Below are 23,085 nucleotides of genomic sequence, written 5' to 3' on the forward strand. Positions count from 1 at the left end.
ATGCTGCGGCCTTAATGGCAATTTGTTGGTTAGCACCTTTCTTCGCTGTTAAGTCCACGATGCTCAGTAGCTCTTTATTTAAAGCAGTATAGAATGCCACCTCATCCGCAACATTAATCGATAGACCTTTTACCTTTTTTCGAATCTCTGGGATCTCACTGATTAAATTTTTAGTATTGCGGATCTCGGTTGTAAAAGCCGAAGGCAATGGATGATCACTCAGAAATGACTGGAAAGTGTGAATAAGCTTATCGGTATCTCTTTGCTGTAGCGGTAACTTACTTTGAAACGCCGAGCCGTTAGAGCCAATGAAGCCGGCGCTCATGCCGCGCTCTTTTTGTATTTCGTGGACCAAGCTACTATTAGCAACAGCAAGTTGACTCAAAATAAGTACTTGGTCGAGTTCTTTGGTTAACTTGTACTGATCATTCGCATACAGCCCGCCAAATAGGATAGAGGCGAGTAAAGAAGGCGCGATAACAATCACAAATTTTTGTTTTAATGTAAGGTTGCCGATCCAATTCCATTTCATTCGTAAGCCTTATTAATAATTAAATCAATTTATGGCTTAGGATAAACGAAACTAGTTCAAGGTAAACAGTCGTTTACACAAAATGTTATAAAAAAAGCCTGCGATTGCAGACTTTTTCGGCATTGCGGATAAAAACGTGATCCAAATCAATTATTCGAGCATTTATGAGATGGTTATCAACGTTTTATTAAGCATTACCTTTCACTGTCATATTCAAGGTTTTAGCAAAATCTAACATTCTATTGAGAGGTTTTAGTGCATCGAGTCTCAAAGTCTCATCAACGAAAATCTCATGCTGCAGCCCTGCACTCTCAAGTGCGTTTTCAATGGCCTTTAAACCATTCATTGCCATCCAAGGACAATGGGCACAACTTTTACACGTACCTCCATTACCACCGGTAGGGGCTTCCACTAATATTTTATTCGGTGCAGCTTGCTGCATCTTATAAAAAATACCTCTGTCAGTGGCAACAATAAACATATCGTTATCCATTGTATGAGCTGCTTTAATCAGTTGGCTTGTTGAGCCTACGACATCAGCAAGTTCAACCACACTAGCAGGCGATTCAGGGTGAACCAATACTGCAGCATTTGGATGTAGTTTCTTTAATTCTATTAACGCGTTTGCTTTAAACTCATCGTGAACAATGCACTCGCCTTGCCACATCAGCATCTCGGCTCCAGTCTCTTTAGCAATGTAACTGCCTAGATGACGATCCGGTCCCCAAATGATTTTCTTATCTTGACTGTCTAAATGTTCGACAATTTCTAATGCAATGCTTGAAGTGACAACCCAATCAGCACGCGCTTTGACCGCTGCAGATGTATTGGCATAAACAACGACGGTATGGTCTGGGTGTGCATCGCAAAATTCACTGAATGTTTCAATCGGACAACCGATATCAAGTGAACATGTAGCTTCCAACGTAGGCATTAGTACCGTTTTTTCGGGACTAAGGATTTTAGAGGTTTCCCCCATAAACTTTACCCCAGCAACAATCAGTGTTTTTGCCGGGTGATCACGACCAAATCGTGCCATCTCTAGTGAGTCTGAAACACATCCGCCGGTTTCTTCGGCCAATGCTTGAATTTCTGGGTCAGTATAATAGTGAGCAACAAGAACGGCGTTACGCTCTTTAAGTAACTGTTTAATGCGCTCTTTAGATTGTTCCTTTTCTATGTCAGATAAAGGTACAGGCTTCGCGGGGAATGGATACTCAATACTTTTGATACTGGGGGTGAACGCGCTCATACTACAACCAAAGGACAGTAACTGATTCGCGGAATTATACGGAATTTTTTACCCATTTAAAACTCTTTACCGTAAAGGGAATAAAAAAAGGTGCTTTATTAAGCACCTTTTTATCTATTGAGCTATCAACGAAATGTTTACTGCATTGCGAGTAACATCTCTTGTGGTTGCTCAAGATAGAGTTTCCACAGGTTACAAAAACGTGCAATCGTACCACCGTCGATGACTCTGTGATCACCAGACCAGCTCACCTGCATTATCTTACGCGCCTCGACTTCGCCCGCAGCATTGAATCTTGGTAATACTTGTAATTTACCCAGTGCCACAATCGCCACTTCAGGTTTATTGATGATAGGCGTTGCAACAGTCCCGCCCAATGCACCAATATTTGAGATAGTGATACTGCCACCTTTAAGATCGGCGGGAGACACTCGACCACTGCGTGAAGCCGTCGTTAAACGGGTGATGTCAGCAGCAATTTCCAAAATAGTCTTATCTTGCACATCTTTAACATTTGGAACCAGCAAGCCCACTTTAGAATCAACCGCCATCCCTATGTTATGGCTCGATAACAATGTTTGCTCGGTGCAATCGGCATTGACGCGGCTGTTCATATCAGGGAACTGCGCCAGTGCTAAAGACATCGACTTCATGAAGAAAGGCATCATGGTGAGCTTAAGCTCATCAGTGGAATATTTCTTCTTCATGCTTTCGCGCAGTGCAACTAATGCGGTGAGGTCGAATTCTTCACAATAGGTAAAGTGAGGAATGGTCGACACGGATTCTGTCATCATTCTCGCCATCACTGCACGAACACCTTTAATAGGTTCGATGCGATCACCAGCAGCCACACTTTGACTTACATTAGGGCTGGCAGTAGTCGACGTTGTCACCGTGTTTACTTGGTTGCTTGGCGACACTATAGGAGATTGATGGCGCTCAATATCTTCCTTAAACACACGGCCATTTTTACCCGTGCCCTTCACTTTGGAGATATCAATGTCTAATGTGCGAGCCATACGGCGTACCGCTGGGCTAGCTAATGCTTTACCTTGTGGGGCAGGTTCGATACTTTCGGCCACTACAGTGTTAGTTGTTTGCTCTACTGCGGTATTGACAGCTGTTGCTACCGTCGGCGTTTCAGAGGCAACTTCAATAGCAAATAACGGGGCATGTACCCGAGCCAGTTGCCCTTTTCGGTAATGTAACTTTGTTATTTTACCGTTTTTCATCGCCGGAATTTGAACCAAGGCTTTGTCTGTCATTACATCAGCAATGGGTTGATCTTCAACCACGATATCGCCTTCACTAACCAGCCATTCAACCAGTTCACACTCAACAATACCTTCACCAATATCTGGCAGCAAAAATTCTTCTATAGTCACATTCGCTGTACCTATGTCACTTTGACTCTCTGTATTGCTGACAGCTTCAATGTTGGTCGCTGCAAGTGGCGCAGCTTGAGATCCGCCTTCCTCTGCAATATCAACAGCATATAAAGGCGCATGTACTTTGGCAATTTCGCCTTTGGCATAATACAATTTAGCAATAGTGCCAGCGTACGGTGCGGGAATTTGCACTAATGCTTTGTCCGTCATCACATCGGCTATTGGCTGATCTTCAGTGACAACATCGCCCTCTTGCACTAACCATTCAACTAGCTCGCATTCAACAACGCCTTCACCGATATCCGGCAGGATAAATTCTTTAATCATGGCGGGCTCCTAAAATTTGACTGACGCTTTAATGGCTTCAAATGTTTTCAATGCATCAGGCATATATTCTTTTTCATGGATTAATGGATAAGGTGTATCCAAACCACAAACACGCGTAATCGGTGATTCTAGGTATAAGAAGCACTCTTCTTGTATCGTTGCTGCTATTTCACCGGCAAAACCACCCGTTAATGGCGCTTCGTGGTTGATCAGTAATCTGCCAGTTTTCTTTACTGATGCAGCAACAGTGTCGACATCCCAAGGAGATAAGGTCCGCAGATCGATAACTTCACATGAAATGCCTTTCTTTGCTGCCATGTCGGCAGCATTTTCAAGAATTTCCATCTGAGCGCCCCAGCCTAACAATGTAATGTCAGTCCCTTGGCGGATCACTTCAGCTTTACCCAACTCAATAACAAAGTCACCATCTCTCACTTCGCCTACTGATGCACGGTAAAGACGTTTTGGTTCAAAGAAGATGACCGGATTTTTGTCTCGGATTGACGCAATCAACAAGCCTTTAGCTTGCTCTGGATTACGCGGGATAACCACTTTAAGACCCGGTGTTTGAGTAAAATAGGCTTCGGGTGACTGTGAGTGATAGTGACCCCCCGCAATACCGCCGCCATAAGGTGTTCTAAACGTTAGACCGCCCACGTCAAACTCATTACCACTGCGGTAACGGAATTTAGCGCTTTCGTTGACGATCTGATCTATCGCTGGAAAGATATAATCGGCGAATTGGATTTCAGCTACGGCCGTCATGCCATTAGAGGCGAGTCCATTGGCAAAGCCAGCGATACCCTGCTCTGTTAACGGTGTATTAAAACAGCGGTCACGACCAAATTTTTCTTGCAGGCCCGAAGTCGCTCGAAAAACGCCGCCAAAATGACCAACGTCTTCACCAAATACCATCATTTTTTGATCAGCTTCCATTTCCGAGCTCAGGGCTTCGTTAATGGCTTGCAACATATTCATCTCTGCCACAGCTTATATTCTCCCTGCGCTTTTTGGATAGGCTTCTGGATACTTCTTGATATGTGTCTTTAACTCCGCCAATTGTTTTTCTAATATTGGCGTTGGCTTGTCATACACATCTTGGATAAGGTCATCCAAATGCGGTAACGGGATCTTCTCTGCAACTTTAAGTTCAGCTAGCACTTCTTCACGATATTTAACATAAAGATCGGCATCTTGTTTTTCGTTGAGCCAGCCTTTGTTAATCATCCATAACTTAAATCGTTTCACTGGATCATGTTGCTGCCATTTGGCTTCTTCATCTTTTGAGCGATAACCTGATGGGTCATCTGATGACGAGTGAGCACCGAGACGATATGTCATCGCTTCTATTAACACTGGAGCATTATTGTCTAGTGCGTAAGCGCGAGCTTGCTGCGTCGCGGCTAATACTGCCAACATGTCATTACCATCAACACGGATAGTATGCATGCCATACCCAGGTCCTCGGCTGGCAATACCATTACCTGCAAACTGTTCTTCCGTTGGCGTCGAAATAGCATAACCATTATTACGGCAGAAGAAGATCACTGGCGAACTAAGCACTGCGGCCATGTTGAGGCCAGCATGAAAGTCACCTTCTGATGCAGCGCCTTCTCCGAAGTAACAAATAGCAATGTTACGCTTCTTTTGCATTTTCAAGCTATAAGCAACGCCTGTAGCTTGTGGAATTTGGGTCGCCAGTGGCGATGATATGGTCTGGTAGTTTAATGCTTGGCTACCATAATGGATTGGCATCTGACGGCCTTTACCTAAATCTTTCTCGTTGCTGAACATTTGGTTCATAAATTGTTCAGTGGTAAATCCACGATAGCGTAAAGCAGCATGTTCACGGTACTGGGCTAAAATAACATCGCCGTCATCGAGTGCTGCGGTACTACCGATGATAGAAGCCTCTTCACCGGTGCAAGTCATGTAAAAACTGATACGCCCTTGACGCTGTGCTCCCAGCATACGCTCGTCTAATACTCGGGTGAACACACATGTATCGTGGACTTTTTTAGCCAAGGCTTCGTCTATAACGGGTAATACCGCGCCTTCATAGGCTGTGCCATCGGCTTGTAATACTTTAAGGATGGGGATCGCGATGGAGTTTTTATCTAAAAAACTTACGCGATGGACTGTCTCAGCATTTGTTGTTGCGTTGCTCATAATGTGCTCTTGTTATTTATGATGCTTCCAAATGACGAAAGAAGCATCTATCTATTCTAATACGCGGGAAGAACATTACGTTAACGTAAACTAACTCTCAATACTTCCCATCACTCAAAAGACAACTAAGCGCCTCTGTGCATGTATATATTGGTTTACATGCACAGTTATTCAGTATGAATTTAGTCCAAATTACTATCATCTGCCGTCTTTAACATCAATACGGTCCGTTGGCCGACCGGCACTTTTGCATTCGGAAAAACAATCGATTCAAACTCATGTTCTATTTTAACCGCCTGACCACCTTCTTTGGCTAAGGTGTAACCTCTTGGAAATGCAGTAAAGTTTTCAACATCGTTAGTGAAGTTAAATTCAAAATCGTCAAAGTGTTTATTAACAGAACGACACACTTGATAAAGGTTTAACCGCTTAAGATCGAATGCTGGCAGTTGTAAATCTCGTCCCGTCATCAATAGTGTCAACATCTCCTTCATGGCGATAAATCGAGTCATGTCATTTTGCCCCATCGGGAATACTTTGCCTAATTCAATGGTAAAGGCATCGGCTCGATAGTTCTCAGACGAAAAGTAACTGAAGGTTGTAGTCGGTTCATGATGGAATAAAATGGTGTTAATACCGCAAGACTCGAGGAACATAATCTGTTCTCGACTGTACTTACGGCCAGGACGGTAGGGATAGATGGCAAACTTTTCGTGTTTTGACCCACGAATAGCTGTATGTAGATCGTAATGAATACGTTGTCTTTGACCTGATTGAGAGGCGTAGAATCTATCAACATATTGTTCTAGTTTGTGCGCTCTGACCCGCTCTGGATTACAAAGGCCATCGCCACGTGAATGCGCCCCATTAAACAGACGGTTTAGATTTTCATCGATAAAGCGTGTGCCATTGTGGATTGCTGCAGGATTACCGATTAAAAACATCACCCGCTGTTTCAGCTTTATTTCTTCAGCCAGAATTTGCGTAATGAGTCCATTACAAAGCTCAATGGGCGCCGTTTCATTGCCGTGAACTGCACAGGACAACACAATATCCTTACTGTGTTTAGTTTGTATCGGTTCAAACACAATAACGCCAGTATCCCAAACTTGTACGTGAGTGTGCTCACCTAAGTCAAATTCAAAACTCTCTGGAAGATATTGTGGATGCGCTAAGGTTAACGCGAGAAAATCCTTGGACTGCTTCAATTCGTGAAACACAAACAACTCCTTATTTAATACTTGTCAGTTCGCTCAGTGATAGCTCGTATGCCTTACCAAACCTATCCCCTTTGCTGATATTGCATGGAATATTAGCATGAATCAGAGACTAATAAGGCAACGAATTTACAGGCTTAGTGCAACAAGTAATCAGCTGGATAAAATTATGCTTGCATTGGTTGAAAAGATAAAACACAATGAGGACATCTAGCCATCCAAACGGCTAATACAATATTAAGGAGTCATCATGGCTTATGCTACATTCGGTGCGGGTTGTTTTTGGGGCGTTGAGTATTTTTTCAAGCAAGTTGACGGCGTAACCGACTGTACGTGTGGCTACATGGGTGGCAATGACCTGTATTCCTCTTATAGTGACGTTAAAGCAGGTAATACCGGTCATGCTGAAGTTGTCCAGATTGAGTTTGACCCTAGCAAAGTGGGTTATGAAACATTGTTAGATATATTTTGGCAAAATCATAATCCGACCACGCTAAATCAACAGGGCGAAGACAAAGGCAACCAGTATAGAAGCTGCGTATTTTTCCATAATACCCAGCAAAGAAGCCAAGCAGAAAAGGCAAAGCTTGCACTGATAAAAAGTAGCAAGTGGGGAGATAAACAAATAGTGACTGAAATTGTCCCTACGCAGCAGTTCCATGAAGCTGAAACTTACCATCAAGATTACTTAGCTAAGAACGACCTACCTAGTTGTCACATTAGCTTCTAGATGCAAGTTATACCCATAACATTGGGTATCGGTCATTCATTAGGAATTAAAAGGGAAGTGGCAAGTTTAACACTAATGGTTCTTCTATAACCTCAGTCGCAGAAACCAGAGTATTGAAGCCGCAGATATAAAAAAGACGCCATAACAGCGCCCTCTTTATTATTACCCGTATACATTTAGCTCGCTAATGCTTGCTCAACAATAATGGCAGCATCTTTAAGCAATTGTTGTAAATGCTCTTGGCTGACAAAACTCTCACCGTAAAGCTTAAATAATGCTTCAGTACCCGATGGACGAGCCGCAAACCAGCCATTGTCGGTGACCACTTTAATGCCCCCTATCGAGGCCCCATTACCTGGAGCATGTGTCAGCTTTTGGGTAATAGTATCGTTAGCTAGCGTTGTCGCTGAGATTGAAGCGACAGTAATTTTGGCGAATCTAGCTTTGTTATCCAAGCTAATGGGGCTATCAATGCGTTGGTAAAAGCTCTGGCCAAACTCGCGTTCTAATTCGAGATAACGTTGCTGCGGTGTTTTGCCCGTAACAGCTAATATCTCAGCCGCCAATAAACACAAGATAAAGCCATCTTTGTCGGTACACCAAGTACTGCCATCCAGTCGTAAAAATGCAGCTCCAGCGCTTTCTTCCCCACCAAAGGCAAACGAACTGTTGGCAAGACCTTCAACAAACCATTTAAAGCCGACGGGAACTTCAGACATCTGTTTATCATGCATGGCACAGACTTTATCAATCATAGCGCTTGAGACTAATGTTTTACCAATCACCATCTTGTCAGTCCAATTAGGACGATGAGTCACAAGGTAATCAATTGCCACTGCAAGAAAATGATTCGGGTTCATTAAACCGCTGCCAGGACATACAATGCCGTGTCGATCAAAGTCGGGATCATTGCCAAAACAAAGATCATATTGATCTTTATGTTGAAGTAAACCGGCCATCGCAAATGGAGATGAACAGTCCATTCTGATCTTGCCATCTTTATCCAATGGCATGAAACTAAAGCTTGGATCGACCTTGTTGTTTACAATCGTAATGTCTAAGCCATATTTGTCTGCTATTGGCTGCCAGTAATGGATCCCTGAACCGCCAAGAGGATCTATGCCTAAATGCAGTTTAGCATCCGCAATCGCCGACATATTGATGACATTGGCAAGATCGTTTACATACGGCGTAATAAAGTCTTCAGCACTGACATACTCCGTTAGCAACGCTTGGGCATAATCAATCCGCTTAACGCCAACTAAGTCATTCGCTAAATACTGATTTGATCTTTTTTGGATCCAATCGGTGATCTCGCCTTCTGCTGGACCACCATGCGGTGGATTGTATTTTATTCCACCGTCTTGAGGTGGATTATGTGAAGGCGTGACGATAAGACCATCGACCAGATGAGCAACACTATTATCTTGCTGGCTATTGGCGCAAACAATAGCGTGCGATACCACCGGCGTAGGCGTGAAACCGTCATTTTCGTGAATAGCGACAGTCACTTTATTTGCGACTAAAACTTCAATAACAGAAATGGCAGCAGGTTGTGATAGCGCATGCGTATCAATACCCAATATAAGCTTGCCCGTGATCCCCGCCTCGATACGGTAATCAACCACTGCCTGAGAAATCGCTAATAGATGGGCTTCATTAAAACTACGCTTAATGGCACTGCCACGATGGCCTGAAGTGCCAAAAGTAACCTGTTGCGTCACCTCTGTGGCACTAGGGCTTAACCGATAATACAAACTTATCAGTTTAGATATATTGACCAAATCCTTTTGTTCAGCAATCTGTCCCGCTCTTTCATGTATGGCCAAAAACTAGCTCCTTTAGTTAACGTAGATGTCTATTATACTTTATCTATGATAGCGACAACTTGCGCATCATCTGTTCCAAACTGTGTCAGCACTTCAGACAAAATAGTGCGTTTCTTAGCCGTGTTATTATTGGTTGTCACCCAAAAGCCACTGTTGCCAATCTCTTTTGGGTTAGCTGACTTACTCGCTTTTAATAACGCGTCCTTTGACGTTGCAAAGTACAACCTGTCACGCCCTTGGATCAACAGAACTTGTTCAAACTGGCTTTTTGATGTCTGATACACAGTGTCCAGAATAAACAAGAACCGTCCAACAGCGCCTTTTTGCGCCGCTAATAGCTCTGCATCGATTAAACCAATAAAGTCACCAATAAGGTTACTTTCAACTATGATGGGTTTATTGATGACTTCTACAACCTTGTCGTCACGTTCTAAACTTGGGTGGCTAATCGTTTCAGGTTGAGGTTGAGCTGGAGTCACTGCATCAACACGCAGCCCTAATATTCGTCGTAAAATATCAGAAGCGCTTTCACCAATATGTTCAGTTTTGCTGGCAATGTGGCGGTAAAGCTCTTCATCAACCTCGATATATTTCATAACGGTTATCTTCCTTACGTAGAAAACTGGGATCGGTGTTATTTGTACTGATCATGAGCGCATTACGGCCCCAAATTATCCCCTCAGTGTAACGAGGTTTAGAGCCTTGATAAAGCACCAATAATTGAAAACTGCGATCCAAATAAGAAAGAGCGGCTTGTTAGCCGACTAAGCGGTTAATAATGCGTCAAAGAGGTGACAATTTTATGACCTGACTTGGATTCTAAATAGGATACAGGCACAATCTTGCACAATTCGATCTTTTAGGCGGGCATAAAATGCACTATACGACCAATGGCAGCGGACCTGCTGTTATTCTCATTCATGGGCTATTTGGCGATCTTGATAATCTAAAAGCACTCGGGAAAACGTTAGAAGATAGCTTTACCGTCGTTCGAGTCGATGTCGTCAACCATGGCAATAGTGAACATGTCTCCTCAATGACCTATCAAACGTTAGCTGACGATGTGAAACAGCTACTCAGCACGCTCAACATAAACGAAGCAATATTAGTCGGACACTCTATGGGCGGTAAAATAGCGATGGCAACTGCCCTTTTCTATCCAGAATGTGTGACCAAGCTTGTTGTGGCTGATATTGCCCCCGTTGCCTACAACAGTCGTCATGATAAGGTTTTTAATGCACTTGAAACCATGCCATTAACCGAGATCAACGATAGGCGTGATGCACTAACCCATATGCGTAGCCTTGATATCGATGAAGGCACTGCGCAGTTTTTACTTAAGTCACTTAAACGCAGTGACCATGGCTTTGAATGGAAGATGAATTTAGCAGGATTAAAACAAAGCTATAACGACATCATTGGCTGGCCAACGTTCACAACTCAGTATACCGGTCCATGCCTATTAATACGCGGCGGCGACTCAGACTACGTCACATCCGCTCATAGAAGCGCTATAATTGAGCAATTCCCTACCATAAAAGCAAAAACAATTGAGGGTACGGGGCATTGGCTACATGCTCAAAAAACTAGCATTTTTAACCGTATAGTAAAAGATTTCCTCGTGAGTAATTGATAAAAATTTACTGCCAATAAGATGTAAATCGTCTAGCCGCTTTACCACTTATATGGTATATTCCCGCCACTTTTTTTTGGCCAGAAGGAATGGTAGATGTTAATGCAACATATGGAGCAAATTGAGGCGTTAGGCCTAAACTTGTTTTTTGCAGCCATTTTCTTCTTTATTGGTATGGCCATTCACGATGTACTTAAACAGGGTAAAGTGCCTCTGTTTGGTCGACGTATCGTTTGGTTAGTTTTATTTCTCGGCTGTGCCGGGTTTATCGCAAAAGGGATTATACAGATGACCTGGGAAGGTTCAGGCATCGGTTAAATTGGACTCAATGGCAAAAGAAACATCAGACAGAACCACCATTGATCTGTTCGCAACAGAACAACGACGTGGTCGTCCTCGTAGCAATCCATTGCCGCGGGACCAGCAGCTAAAAATTAATAAAAGAAACCAAATCCAACGTGACCGAGCTAACGGTTTAAAGCGAATAGAGCTAAAGGTGTCACAAGATTTGTATGACGCCTTGAATGAACAGGCAATGGCCAGTAATATTAGCCGCAGTCAGTTAATTGAATTAATACTGCAAAAGCAAGTCAGTAATTGAGCGCTTTTACAGCACGCATACTTTAAAGTGAACTAGACATAAAGGAACAACAATGGCTACAGTAGGTCTTTTTTTCGGGTCTGATACAGGCAACACCGAAGCCGTCGCCAAAATGATCCAGAAAAAACTGGGTAAAAAAATGGTTGAGGTGAAAGATATCGCCAAAAGTACCAAAGAACAGATAGCAGAGTATGATCTGCTTCTTTTCGGGATCCCAACTTGGTATTACGGTGAAGCACAATGTGACTGGGACGATTTTTTCCCAGAACTTGAGCAAGTAAACTTTGAAGATAAGTTAGTCGCTATTTTCGGTTGCGGTGACCAAGAGGATTACGCTGAGTATTTTCTCGATGCCATGGGCATGGTTAACGAAATCGTCGAAGGCCGTGGTGGTATTGTCATTGGTCATTGGCCAACAGAAAGCTACGACTTTGAAGCCTCGAAAGGCTTAGCGGATCCTAAGCACTTTGTCGGTTTAGGCATTGATGAAGACCGTCAACCTGAACTTACCGAAGAGCGAGTAGATGCTTGGGTTAAACAGATCTATGAAGAGATGTGTTTAGCTGAACTAGCAGATTAATAAACGCTTAAGTTTATTCATCTCTAGCAACAAAAAAACGGCATTTATGCCGTTTTTTCGTATTTAAAGATAAATGTCAGCCGTTTAACTAACCAAGGTAGCGAAGCATTGACTCATTGCGCATTAAAGCCTGTAAAAACGACAACTCAGTGGGATATCTTTTGCTGTGTTGTCGACAACTATGGTGATATAGGGGTCACTTGGCGACTCGCTAAGCAACTGACAAAAGAATATCAAATCAATATCACCTTATGGGTTGATGACTTAAACAGTTTTTCACACATTTTGCCACCGTTAGATCCAAGTCTTAACAGCCAGAAACATGATGGTGTGCGCATCAACTTATGGTCTGAGCCTCTCCCGGTAAACTATAACGCTGCAGATGTAGTCATTGAGGCATTCGCCTGTAATTTGCCTAACGCAGTTGTGCAAGCGATGCATGCCCAGCATGAAGCCCATAAGCAAGATACCAGCGTCCCTAAAGCACCTGTATGGTTAAATTTAGAGTACTTAAGTGCTGAGTCTTGGGTCGAAGGTTGTCATGGCCTACCCTCTATGCAAAATAACGGCCTCAAAAAGTACTTTTACTTCCCTGGATTTACGGGTAACACCGGTGGTTTGATTTGCGAAAAGGACACTTTAGATCAGCGGAATGTATGGCAATCGAATCTGGACTTTCGACACCAGTTGTTCAACAAGCTTGGCCTCAATAATATTGACGATAACGACACAGTGATCAGTGTATTCAGCTATGAGACCTCTGCCCTACTTCGTTTATGCAAGTTATGGATGCAGTCAGATAATCGAATACATGCGTTGATCCCCAAAGGACGAAGTTTAAACAGTCTACAATCACTGCTACCTTGTGCTATCAATGACCTCAAGGTAGGCCAACAAGTGGTGCATGGTAATCTTACTATTCATATTTTGCCCATGACAGATCAGCAAAGCTACGATCAACTGTTGTGGAGCTGTGACGTGAATATTGTTCGCGGTGAAGACTCCTTTTTACGAGCACAATGGGCAGGGAAACCGTTTGTTTGGCACATTTATCCTCAAGAGGATGATTACCATCTGGTAAAATTAGCCGCCTTTATGGATAGCTATTGTGATAATCTCAGCCCACAAGCGAGCAATATCTACCGTTCACTCAATATCGCTTTTAATAAAGAGCAAGCTGACACTGCCGCTCAAGAGTGGCAAAACCTAGATTTAATCCAGCCTGAGATGTCACTTCACGCACAACAATGGCCAATTTACATATTAAATGACGCAGATCTTGCTTCTCGACTAGTTCAATTCGTCAAAAATAGCTAAGATACTGCGTTGAAATAGAAAAAACCAAAAATAGGAAATAGTGTAATGAAAACTGCTCATGAAATCCGTCCTGGTAACGTGATCATGTTAGATGGCAGCCCATGGGTTGTACTTAAGACTGAAACAACTCGATCTGGCCGTAACGCTGCTATCGTAAAATTAAAGCTTAAGAGCGTTTTGCTTGATTCGACGACTGAAACAACGTTCAAAGGTGAAGATAAGTTAGATGACATCATTCTTGAACGTCTTGACTGTACTTATTCATACTTTGCCGATCCTATGTATGTGTTTATGGATGCTGAATATAACCAGTATGACGTAGAAGCAGAAAACTTAGGTGATGCAGCAGCTTATATCGTTGACGGTATGGAAGATATTTGTCAGGTTACTTTCTATGAAGAGAAAGCTATCTCGGTAGAGCTGCCTATTACTGTTAGTCGTGAAGTTACCTATACAGAGCCTTCAGCTCGTGGTGACACTTCAGGTAAAGTAATGAAGCCTGCAACTATCGCAGGTGGAAGCACTCTGAGTGTTGCTGATTTCGTTAAAACTGGCGATATGATCGAAATTGATACTCGCACTAACGAATTTAAGAAACGCGTTTAATCTCAATTCGTGTCTCTGAGAAAGCCAGCCTTCAGGTTGGCTTTTTTATTACTTTTGATCTCACAAAATCAACATCAAAAAACCAATTAATACACTTCTTAGATATGTTCTCCACGCCTCACTGACCCGCGACCGAATCAATTGATCTTTTATTGATGTTGATCAACTAGCGAATAACCCAGTCAACCACGCACAAAGAAGAGACTTACACCACAATTGTAATTCATGGCAGTGTATGATGCTTAATAGCATTCTAGAGTACGGCACTCACGGTAGATCACACTATTTAAGCTAGGATTTAAGGCTATCTTTGTCTAATCATTTTAGCTATTGTTCACTCAACTTACGTCTTTACTACAATAGACTCATTTTTAAAGCATTTTCGAGGTTTAGATGCGCCCAATTATCAAATCCACCAAATTGGACTCTGTTTGCTACGACATTCGTGGTCCAGTCCATAAAGAAGCGAGAAGATTAGAGGACGAAGGTCATAGGATCTTAAAACTCAATATCGGCAATCCAGCGCCTTTTGGATTTGAAGCACCTGAAGAAATCGTCCGCGATGTGATTTTAAACTTGCCTAGTGCGCAAGGCTATTGCGAGTCTAAAGGGCTATTTTCGGCACGAAAAGCGATTGTTCAACATTATCAATCTCAAGGGATCCTTGGCGTCGACATTGAAGATATCTATATCGGTAATGGAGTGTCAGAACTTATCGTAATGGCAATGCAGGGGCTCCTCAATAGTGATGACGAGGTACTTGTTCCCTCACCCGATTATCCGCTTTGGACCGCCGCCGTGCATCTGTCAGGTGGTAAAGCGCAGCATTATCGTTGTGATGAAGAGTCCGGCTGGTTTCCTGATATTGACGATATAAAAAGCAAAATCACCCCACGTACGCGTGGCATTGTGCTTATCAACCCCAATAACCCTACTGGCGCGGTTTATTCAAAAGAACTTATTCTTGAAGTCATCGAGTTGTGTCGACTACATGATATGATTTTATTTAGCGATGAGATCTATGACAAAATTTTGTATGACGAGGCCGTGCATATACCTGCTGCGAGTTTATCGGATGACATCCTGACGGTGACCTTTAATGGCCTTTCTAAAGTTTATCGCGCCGCAGGTTTTCGAGTCGGTTGGATGATGCTTACCGGCAACTTAAAATCGGCAAAAAGCTATATTGAAGGCTTAGATATGCTCGCCTCAATGCGCCTCTGCGCCAACGTACCGAATCAACATGCTATCCAGACGGCTTTAGGCGGATATCAGAGTATTCAAGAGTTAGTACAACCGGGTGGACGTTTGTGTGTCCAACGAGATGCTTGTGTCGAAATGCTCAATCAAATCCCTGGCGTCAGCGTGGTTAAGCCAAAAGGTGCGTTATATGCATTTGCCAAGTTGGATCAGAAGAAGTTCAATTTACGGGATGACGAACGACTAGTGCTCGACCTTTTAAAAGAGAAGAAAATACTCTTGGTGCAAGGCACAGCGTTTAACTGGCCAGAGCCTGACCATCTTAGGGTCGTCTTTTTACCCTACAAGGATGAACTTACAAAGGCCTTAGGTGAAGTTGGTGAGTTCCTTGAAGGATACAAGCAATAACCTTTTAAAAAGAGGCTTAACACTTAAACGACCTCTGGGTCGTTTTTTAGTATTAAGCCTATATTAACGTGCTGAACGTTTAAACAACTGAAAATTCAGCTTCAATAATCTCTCCCTGTTCACGCCATTGCTTGAATTTGGCCCTTTTCGCGGTTTGTTGTGAAATGCATTGACACAAATCATCCATCGAACTTATTAGCGAGATTTGACTAGGAAAGAAATTGGCAATAAAGCTGCCACTGTTTATGAGTGCTAATAGCTCTTTACGCTGACCTTCAAAGTTATCTACCATTTCAGTAATCGCAACTTCAAAGGCCTGCTGGCGCTTATGTTCATTCCATGAGTTCCAAGCTTCAAGTGCCACCCCAACAAAAGCTAACGCACCATTAATGCCCTTGGCTAAGTTAACGGCGCCCCAAGGTTTAAATTTCAACATACCGGCAAGATCAATACCCACCATTTTCCCTGCTGCGCTCAATCCGTCACGGGCTGCTAGGATACTCTGATTATTAATGAAACTCCCTTTCACAAGGTAATTAACGCCTTGCTTACCCATCAGCATCACAGTATCGTTGTAGTGCTTAACTTCGTTTTGAAAGTTATTTTGAAGCTGAGTTAACTCGCCAGATAAGGCATTGATTTGACTTTCTATTTCGTTTTGAACCCGAGTGTTTAACATCACCCCTTCATTGCCAACTTCTCTCTCGAAGAAATCGTTAAATGTATTCAGATCTGTCCCTTTTACCTGAATAATCAAGTCACCAAAGTAGTTTATCACAAAGTTACGTAAGCCAATTTGAACTTCAATAATTCGAGTGTTCGCCAAACTAATCTGTTTTTCAAGGCGTATATTCATGGTATTCAGACGAGCAAGCTCTTCACCAATTTTTTCGTCGTTTTCTACCGCCTTCGGCAACTGACGACCGAGTACATCACGGATTATGCTATTTTTAGCCTCTAGCGCAACTGACATTTGGCCGCCATTTTGACGCACCTTCTCTACCGTTGCTTGCTGAAGTTTTTCGATATGAGACAATGCCTTAAACTTTTCAACATTTTCTAGCCAGTATTCCGTTCCCATATCAAATGGGTTAGCAGCCACTGCCACAACCGTAATCAGCTCTTCTTCAGTTAACGTAATTGCGTCATTTAACCTTTCTATGACGTTTTGCTGCTTTATCTCTAGATTAGTCCTGTAATCCCACTCACTCTCAACGTCAGCGACTTCATCGAAGCGGCTTAAAACAAACACCGTCCTAGAAAGAAGCTTTAAATCACGAAACAACCAGTTAAGATCATCGTGATGGCTCGCCTTAATAGGATTAGTCGAGTTCATCACATAAAGCACAAGGTGCGCCTCACTGACATACTTCTTTGTGATGTCTTTATACATTTCGATTTGTGATGAATCCGCGTTTAGCTTTTCTTTAAAACCAAACAGGCCTGGTGTGTCTATAAGCTCACAATTATCATCTAAATCATAAACCTTAACCGCATCAGATGATTCTTGATGGCTGATATTCATACTTTCGCTGTCTAACTTTTCCATCCAAGCCGCAGCAATTGAAGTCTTACCCTCAGAAAAACCGCCAACTAAGGCGATCTTTAGCTTACCTTGGTCAACAGTGCTTAAGGCATGCTCAAGTTTAGCGGTAAGGTTTGCATCAATGTCAGCCCCTGCGTCTACACCCAATTGTAAGAACGTAACTAATTTTTCAAGTAAAATACGAGCCTGTTGCTTGCTTGACTCAAATTCATTTATAGTTTCAATCATTGTTAAGACTCCAACTGCTTGCAAAGCATTTTTAATTCACTTTTAGCTAATTTTAATTTTTGATTCACAACTTCTATATGCTCGACCGAGGTCGTCATTGCTTGTTTAATGATATCGACATTCGCTTCGACCTCTTGCATGACATTCGCTAACGTATTATCTAGTTTTTCGTTAATGCTCTTCGATACTGTTGAGATATTCTCATCCGTCGACTTTCTCTGCTGAGATTGTTTATAGTTACTACTAAAAAAGGAGCGAACGGCTTTATACAATTGAAAAACCAAGGTCGCGGCAGAAACCGCAATTATTGCCCAGCCAACAGGCGTCCAGAACAAAGCGATACCGCCACCAACCGCACCAACGACGCCCCACACATTAATACCATGATCAATATCGACTTCTAAACTCGTGTCTACAGAATCAATATTGTTGTATAAACCTAACAATTCACTGCTTTGGGTTTGAAAGCGTTCAACAATATCTTTAAGGCTTGTTTCAAATGCGTCCATCTCTTTATTCATAATATCTGGCATAGATTCTATGAGTCGCTTTTGATATTTTTCAATATTGCTCTCTAAACTGTCCTTAAAATCATCATTGCTAATATTGTCATCGATACAGTCATAAGTAGATGAACGTACTGAAGATTCAAAATGACGAACAACTTCTCTCGCCCGATTGCTCAACCTAGATTTTAGGGTCGCTACCAAAGTGTTAAGCTCTGTATCTGTATCTTTAAGCTCTGAGGTCAATGTCTGTAAAAGGGGCGTAAACTTTTGACTTAATAAGCCTGTTACATCCTCCAAAGCAGAACTAACGATCTGTTTCGCCTTGTGCTTATTTGATCTAACAATTTTGGCTTTAAAGTCATTGACCATGCTTTGATCGAACATACCCACAACAGCATTTATGTTGGACTTAGCTAATAAATCCGCAGCATCAAATTTGTTTAAAAACTTGCTTTGCATGCCTTGGTCACGTGAACCCGGTAACAAACAAGTCGCAGAGGCTAAGAATGCTGGATATGCACTGAGGGCTAAGCTTTTTTGATAACTGTCACCAAGATGCTCTACCATGACTTTATCCAACACTGCCAAGCTTTCTAATTCCCCTTCAGAAACTAAAGTGACTTTCTCTAACTGAATAGGGTTTTGAATGCGCTTGTTAAAGATTGACCACACTTCAGATTGAGCACCCAAGTGCTGTTTTATCTTTTGCAATGTACCCGGGTTAGATGCATCCCCTTTCTGCGGCGCAGCCGCTTTGCTGGTAATATAAAAAACGGCATGAGCTTTATGAACCGCTTTCCATATGGCATCACTCACTTTGTCTTCTTTACCTTCAATACCCGGAACATCGAGTATGTTGAACTTGCATCCATCATGCTCAAACGTATAACTCTGGGTATCTAACGTAAAATCTGAACGGCCATTACCAATGATAAAGCCATCAGCCAAGCTTTGGGCTTGATTCACCTGCACTTCAATCTGCTGATGTCTGCTCTGTAATCCTTCTACATTGGCACTAATATCCAGACACTCTTGTTGGTATCTTGCCGTTTGTTCAGTAAACGCTTGCGTGCCTTGTTCAAGATTTTTAGATGCTGCTTGATAAGCTGACAGCTGTGGCATTTTTTTAAATAGCCAAATAAATCGCTGTAGTAATGTCGCTGTCGCTTGTGCACTGTCTAACTTTTCCTTAGTACTGAGCTTCTCAGTTTCACAGCGATCAACTGTCTGTTCGAGCCCTTGCTGGCTTACTTTCCAGTCGAAGTGGCACTTTTTAAGCATTGCTTCATTATCAAGAATACCTTGCCGAGTCTGCTCTATCAGCTCGACAGAAATCCCAGACTCTAGCTGCCACTGTTTAAACTCGGCCTGTTGTTTATTTTTTAACTCCTCAGCTAATATAATGCGCAAGGTTTCAATTATGGTGGATTTACCCGCATTGGTTTCACCATACAAAGCAATGGTAAAAGTATCCCACTCTGCGTTTTTTTCTAAATTTATGAGTTGTTGGCTGATTTCAACATGTAGCTTAGTGAGTATATCTCGACTAAGTTCAGTCGTCTCTTTGGTACTAAGATCGCTAGTGTCTTGGCTTAGCTTTTGGATCAGCTCATTAATAATCAACTGAATTTTTTGATAGATTTGACTCGGTGAGTCTTGATCTTCATTCATAAATATAACCTATACCACTCGGTGTTTTCTTAAGGTAGTTAGTACACCTAACCATCTAAATATCGTTAATGTAGCAATTGCAACTAACTCCGATTATATAGCTTTATTACATGCACTTATATCTATTGCAACACAGTTATGGCATCGAATTAACACTATTTAAAAAAGCTCTAGCATTCTTGATAAAAGGGCGGGAGGTCACAATATATAAGGTATCGTCGAATTTATGAGCTTATAGAAAGCCGCAAATCAGATAACCAAATGACAACTCTGACGAGATGAGGCTCAGCTAACAAGCGCGAGTTAAGGAGTTAGGAAGTAAGATCTAAGCGGGACATCTGGTTAAGAGGTTTAGCTAAAGCATGAGGTTCACGCTGTAGAATAAAGCTTTGGCTGTATGCTTTGAGCATATATAAACCAATATTGGTGTTTCTTTCTCGACCATTAAACGACTTAAGGGTCGTTTAATGGTCTTAAGACTATGATAACCTCAGTGAGTCCGCCATAGATTAAGGAATACTATGAGTCACCTTTTTGCCCACCTTGCTCGAATGAAATTAATTCAACGCTGGCCGCTAATGTATAACGTTAGAACAGAGAATGTACAAGAGCACTCTCTACAGGTCGCTATGGTTGCACACTCTCTCGCCTTAATTAGCAATAAAAAATTTGATGGTAACTATGATCCTAACCAAGCCGCAACCATCGCCATTTTCCATGACGCCAGTGAGATCCTCACTGGCGACCTCCCGACTCCGGTTAAGTATTTCAATAAAGAGATTGAGGCCGAGTATAAAAAAATTGAAGCTATTGCTGAACATCGGTTACTCGAAATGGTGCCTGAAGAGTTCAAAGAAGACTATTGTGCATTGTTAACAAGTGAACATGCTGACCCTGAATACAAAGCATTGGTTAAAGCTGCCGATACCTTGTGCGCTTATTTAAAATGTTTAGAAGAGCGCCGTGCGGGGAATACTGAGTTCAATACGGCACAAAAGCGCTTAGAGCAAAGTCTAAAAGATAACCCTAACCCGGCAGTAAACTATTTTATAGAATGTTTTATTCCAAGTTTTACGCTTGATCTCGATGATATTAATAAATTGCTTTAAGTCATTAATAAGGAACCAGCATGGATCAAACACCCTGGCATGAAAGACGTTTAGCTGAAGACAAGCAAAGACGTAACGATCATCGTAGCCCTTACCAACGAGACCGTGCCCGTATTCTGCATTCAGCCGCCTTCAGGCGACTACAAGCTAAGACTCAGGTCTTAGGCATTGGTATGAATGATTTTTATCGTACTCGCTTGACCCATTCGTTAGAAGTAGGCCAAATAGGCACGGGGATTCGTGCACAGCTTAAACAGAAACACCCAGAGCATGATGAACTACTCGATTCGATGAGCCTGATAGAGTCGATATGTCTTGCCCACGATATAGGTCACCCACCATTTGGTCATGGCGGTGAAGTTGCACTTAACTATATGATGCGCAAACACGGCGGTTTTGAAGGAAATGGCCAAACCTTTAGGATATTAGCTCGCCTAGAACCCTATACCGAATATTATGGCATGAACCTATGTCGACGCACGTTATTAGGTATACTCAAGTACCCTGCCCCCTATAGCCTGCTCCACCGTGAATTGCCTTTTAGTGAGGTTAGCCGCTTTCGTCAGTTAAAACCCTCTGAGTGGCCACCGGTTAAAGGACTATTTGATGATGACTTAGAGGTACTAAACTGGGTGTTAGACCCATTGTCAGAAGCCGATAAAGCACTGTTTCTCTCTCATCACTTAGTTGATGAATCAAAGCATCAAAGAACGCAATACAAATCATTTGATTGCTCTATCATGGAGCTTGCGGATGATATCGCCTACGCTGTGCACGATTTAGAAGATGCTATTGTGATGGGCATTGTCAGCCGTGAGCAATGGACTGAAGATGTTGAAAGCCAACTTAAAGAAAGCGATGACGACTGGATTAAAAGCGAGTTTTCCACTATTGGACAACGACTATTTTCGAGTAAACACCATCTTAGAAAAGACGCGATTGGTACTTTAGTCAATGGTTTTGTCACCGCGATATCGATTACCGAGGTAGACGGGTTTAGTGAGCCACTGCTTAAATTTAACGCAGCGCTTGAAGGCCCTTTTGACTCCGCGCTTAACACGCTAAAGCTATTTGTATATCAATACGTGATTCGAAAACCTGAGATTCAGATGCTCGAGTATAAAGGCCAACAAATTGTGATGGAGTTATTTGAGGCCTTCATTTCAGATCCTGAGCGACTACTGCCAACAAATACCCAAGCGCGTTGGATTGAAGCAAAAGATCAAGGACTCAATTGCCACCGTGTTATCGCAGATTACATTTCAGGAATGACAGACGAATTTGCAGCAAGACTGCATCAACATCTGTTTAGCCCGAAGTCAGGCTCGATGATTGAATTAAACCGCGAGCTTTAATACCTAACTTGCACTGCGGTGATAGATATTGATTGGCAATGAAATCGATTCATTTACAATACTGTCTATCACTTTTTAGCTATCTACAGTGAGTTAAGCAATAAGCTAAACAATGATCTTGTTTTATAACGATGAATTTCAATACCTTATGTAGGCATTTACTTGTTACAACAATCCCATAAGGCCCTTACCTTTATTACCCGCTACAAGCATCAGCTGAAGCTAAGCGCTATACCGTTAAGTGAGCCGTATTCAGAATACGGCTAATAAAGTATGTATAAACTTAGCGCTCTATTGGGTATTTCATTGCAATCCATTCAGGTAAACCTGAATGGCTAACGCAGGTAATATTATCCAGCCCCATAATAGACAGATTGGTTAATGCGGTTTGGGCTCTACGCCCTGAATGGCAGTAGATGTAGATATGATTAAAGCCTTTCAATTCTTCCAGGTGTTGTGACTCAGTCCCAAAGGGTATGTTGTGACTCCGAGGGATATGCCCTTTTGAATATTCTTCTTTTGTGCGATTATCGATGATTAATGTGTTGCTGTTTTCTTTTAGCCAAACGCTATAAAGCGCATTCATCGAAAAGTCGTTATGAATATAAGCATCCGGATTAAAGTTAATACCGCAGTTAGTATTGGCGGGGACTGCTTCATTGATTTTTTTAGGTATGTCTAAGTTCAGATTACTCATGATCTGCAAAAAATCATCGAATGATTTTTTTTGACCCACCCGAGGATTCCATTGTTTCTCTTCAGCAATCGTTGAGCTGGTTTTACCGTTATAATCATGCCCTGGATAAATGACCGTTTCATCTGCCAAACTAAACAGTTTTTCGGTGATGCTATGGTACAAATCCCCTGAGTTCCCCTCT

At 42.3% G+C, this 23,085-nt stretch carries 21 protein-coding genes; 10 read left to right on the plus strand and 11 right to left on the minus strand.

Annotated elements, in window-relative coordinates; all coding sequences use genetic code 11:
- From CXF82_RS01595 to astE, 6 genes are all read right to left on the minus strand, one after another.
- A partial coding sequence (locus CXF82_RS01595) for a nitrate- and nitrite sensing domain-containing protein (RefSeq protein ID WP_180961153.1) occupies nucleotides 1-532 on the minus strand: 532 nt, incomplete at its 3' end.
- Nucleotides 533-719: 187 nt separating this feature from the next.
- Nucleotides 720-1,784 (minus strand): quinolinate synthase NadA, encoded by a 1,065-nt coding sequence (gene nadA, locus CXF82_RS01600; RefSeq protein ID WP_101091648.1) that lies wholly within the window; start codon nucleotides 1,782-1,784, stop codon nucleotides 720-722.
- Nucleotides 1,785-1,921: 137 nt separating this feature from the next.
- A complete protein-coding gene (locus CXF82_RS01605) occupies nucleotides 1,922-3,499 on the minus strand; it encodes a dihydrolipoyllysine-residue acetyltransferase (RefSeq protein WP_102043568.1) in 1,578 nt (525 codons plus the stop codon).
- A gap of 9 nt (nucleotides 3,500-3,508) precedes the next feature.
- Nucleotides 3,509-4,486: an alpha-ketoacid dehydrogenase subunit beta gene (locus CXF82_RS01610; RefSeq protein WP_101091646.1), complete on the minus strand. Its 978-nt coding sequence runs from the start codon at nucleotides 4,484-4,486 to the stop codon at nucleotides 3,509-3,511.
- 3 nt (nucleotides 4,487-4,489) lie between these two features.
- The gene (locus tag CXF82_RS01615; protein WP_101091645.1) at nucleotides 4,490-5,668 is read right to left on the minus strand and encodes a thiamine pyrophosphate-dependent dehydrogenase E1 component subunit alpha; all 1,179 of its coding nucleotides are present in this window, start codon (nucleotides 5,666-5,668) and stop codon (nucleotides 4,490-4,492) included.
- A 182-nt stretch (nucleotides 5,669-5,850) separates the two neighbouring features.
- Nucleotides 5,851-6,888 carry a succinylglutamate desuccinylase gene (astE, locus tag CXF82_RS01620; protein WP_101091644.1) on the minus strand — a complete coding sequence of 346 codons (1,038 nt, stop codon included), beginning with the start codon at nucleotides 6,886-6,888 and terminating at the stop codon, nucleotides 5,851-5,853.
- A 247-nt stretch (nucleotides 6,889-7,135) separates the two neighbouring features.
- Here astE and msrA point away from each other — a divergent pair, with 247 nt between their 5' ends.
- Nucleotides 7,136-7,615: a peptide-methionine (S)-S-oxide reductase MsrA gene (msrA, locus tag CXF82_RS01625; RefSeq protein ID WP_101091643.1), complete on the plus strand. Its 480-nt coding sequence runs from the start codon at nucleotides 7,136-7,138 to the stop codon at nucleotides 7,613-7,615.
- A gap of 176 nt (nucleotides 7,616-7,791) precedes the next feature.
- On the opposite strand, the gene pgm is transcribed toward msrA, so the two are convergent.
- A complete protein-coding gene (gene pgm / locus CXF82_RS01630; RefSeq protein WP_102043569.1) occupies nucleotides 7,792-9,444 on the minus strand; it encodes a phosphoglucomutase (alpha-D-glucose-1,6-bisphosphate-dependent) in 1,653 nt (550 codons plus the stop codon).
- 32 nt (nucleotides 9,445-9,476) lie between these two features.
- Nucleotides 9,477-10,040, minus strand: coding sequence for a replication initiation negative regulator SeqA (gene seqA, locus CXF82_RS01635; protein ID WP_101091641.1), 564 nt, complete (start codon nucleotides 10,038-10,040; stop codon nucleotides 9,477-9,479).
- A gap of 278 nt (nucleotides 10,041-10,318) precedes the next feature.
- Between seqA and CXF82_RS01640 the strand changes: the two genes are divergently transcribed.
- From CXF82_RS01640 to CXF82_RS01670, 7 genes are all read left to right on the plus strand, one after another.
- Nucleotides 10,319-11,077 (plus strand): alpha/beta fold hydrolase, encoded by a 759-nt coding sequence (locus tag CXF82_RS01640; RefSeq protein WP_102043570.1) that lies wholly within the window; start codon nucleotides 10,319-10,321, stop codon nucleotides 11,075-11,077.
- Between the two features lie 96 nt (nucleotides 11,078-11,173).
- Nucleotides 11,174-11,395: a DUF2788 domain-containing protein gene (locus CXF82_RS01645; protein WP_101091639.1), complete on the plus strand. Its 222-nt coding sequence runs from the start codon at nucleotides 11,174-11,176 to the stop codon at nucleotides 11,393-11,395.
- Between the two features lie 10 nt (nucleotides 11,396-11,405).
- Nucleotides 11,406-11,678 (plus strand): LexA regulated protein, encoded by a 273-nt coding sequence (gene ybfE / locus CXF82_RS01650; RefSeq protein ID WP_101091638.1) that lies wholly within the window; start codon nucleotides 11,406-11,408, stop codon nucleotides 11,676-11,678.
- A gap of 52 nt (nucleotides 11,679-11,730) precedes the next feature.
- Nucleotides 11,731-12,258 (plus strand): flavodoxin FldA, encoded by a 528-nt coding sequence (gene fldA, locus CXF82_RS01655; protein WP_101091637.1) that lies wholly within the window; start codon nucleotides 11,731-11,733, stop codon nucleotides 12,256-12,258.
- A 108-nt stretch (nucleotides 12,259-12,366) separates the two neighbouring features.
- Nucleotides 12,367-13,575, plus strand: coding sequence for an elongation factor P maturation arginine rhamnosyltransferase EarP (gene earP, locus CXF82_RS01660; RefSeq protein WP_102043571.1), 1,209 nt, complete (start codon nucleotides 12,367-12,369; stop codon nucleotides 13,573-13,575).
- Nucleotides 13,576-13,620: 45 nt separating this feature from the next.
- Complete coding sequence (gene efp, locus CXF82_RS01665; protein ID WP_101091635.1) at nucleotides 13,621-14,181, plus strand: elongation factor P; 561 nt, start codon at nucleotides 13,621-13,623, stop codon at nucleotides 14,179-14,181.
- A gap of 393 nt (nucleotides 14,182-14,574) precedes the next feature.
- A complete protein-coding gene (locus tag CXF82_RS01670; RefSeq protein WP_101091634.1) occupies nucleotides 14,575-15,789 on the plus strand; it encodes a pyridoxal phosphate-dependent aminotransferase in 1,215 nt (404 codons plus the stop codon).
- A 79-nt stretch (nucleotides 15,790-15,868) separates the two neighbouring features.
- Here the strand turns inward: CXF82_RS01670 and CXF82_RS01675 are convergent, their stop codons facing one another.
- Together CXF82_RS01675 and CXF82_RS01680 are read right to left on the minus strand one after the other, a co-directional pair.
- Nucleotides 15,869-17,563: a LeoA/HP0731 family dynamin-like GTPase gene (locus CXF82_RS01675; protein ID WP_102043572.1), complete on the minus strand. Its 1,695-nt coding sequence runs from the start codon at nucleotides 17,561-17,563 to the stop codon at nucleotides 15,869-15,871.
- Between the two features lie 2 nt (nucleotides 17,564-17,565).
- Nucleotides 17,566-19,743 carry an AAA family ATPase gene (locus CXF82_RS01680; protein WP_102043573.1) on the minus strand — a complete coding sequence of 726 codons (2,178 nt, stop codon included), beginning with the start codon at nucleotides 19,741-19,743 and terminating at the stop codon, nucleotides 17,566-17,568.
- 521 nt (nucleotides 19,744-20,264) lie between these two features.
- Between CXF82_RS01680 and yfbR the strand changes: the two genes are divergently transcribed.
- The gene (yfbR, locus tag CXF82_RS01685; protein WP_101091631.1) at nucleotides 20,265-20,852 is read left to right on the plus strand and encodes a 5'-deoxynucleotidase; all 588 of its coding nucleotides are present in this window, start codon (nucleotides 20,265-20,267) and stop codon (nucleotides 20,850-20,852) included.
- Nucleotides 20,853-20,872: 20 nt separating this feature from the next.
- On the plus strand, nucleotides 20,873-22,207 hold the full coding sequence (locus CXF82_RS01690; protein WP_101091630.1) for an anti-phage deoxyguanosine triphosphatase: 1,335 nt from the start codon (nucleotides 20,873-20,875) through the stop codon (nucleotides 22,205-22,207).
- 283 nt (nucleotides 22,208-22,490) lie between these two features.
- Here CXF82_RS01690 and CXF82_RS01695 read toward each other — a convergent pair.
- Nucleotides 22,491-23,085, minus strand: a 595-nt coding sequence (locus CXF82_RS01695; RefSeq protein WP_257982711.1) for a rhodanese-like domain-containing protein, incomplete at its 5' end; no start/stop codon positions are given.

The sequence above is a fragment of the Shewanella sp. GutDb-MelDb genome (genome assembly GCF_002836075.1).
GTDB lineage: Bacteria > Pseudomonadota > Gammaproteobacteria > Enterobacterales > Shewanellaceae > Shewanella.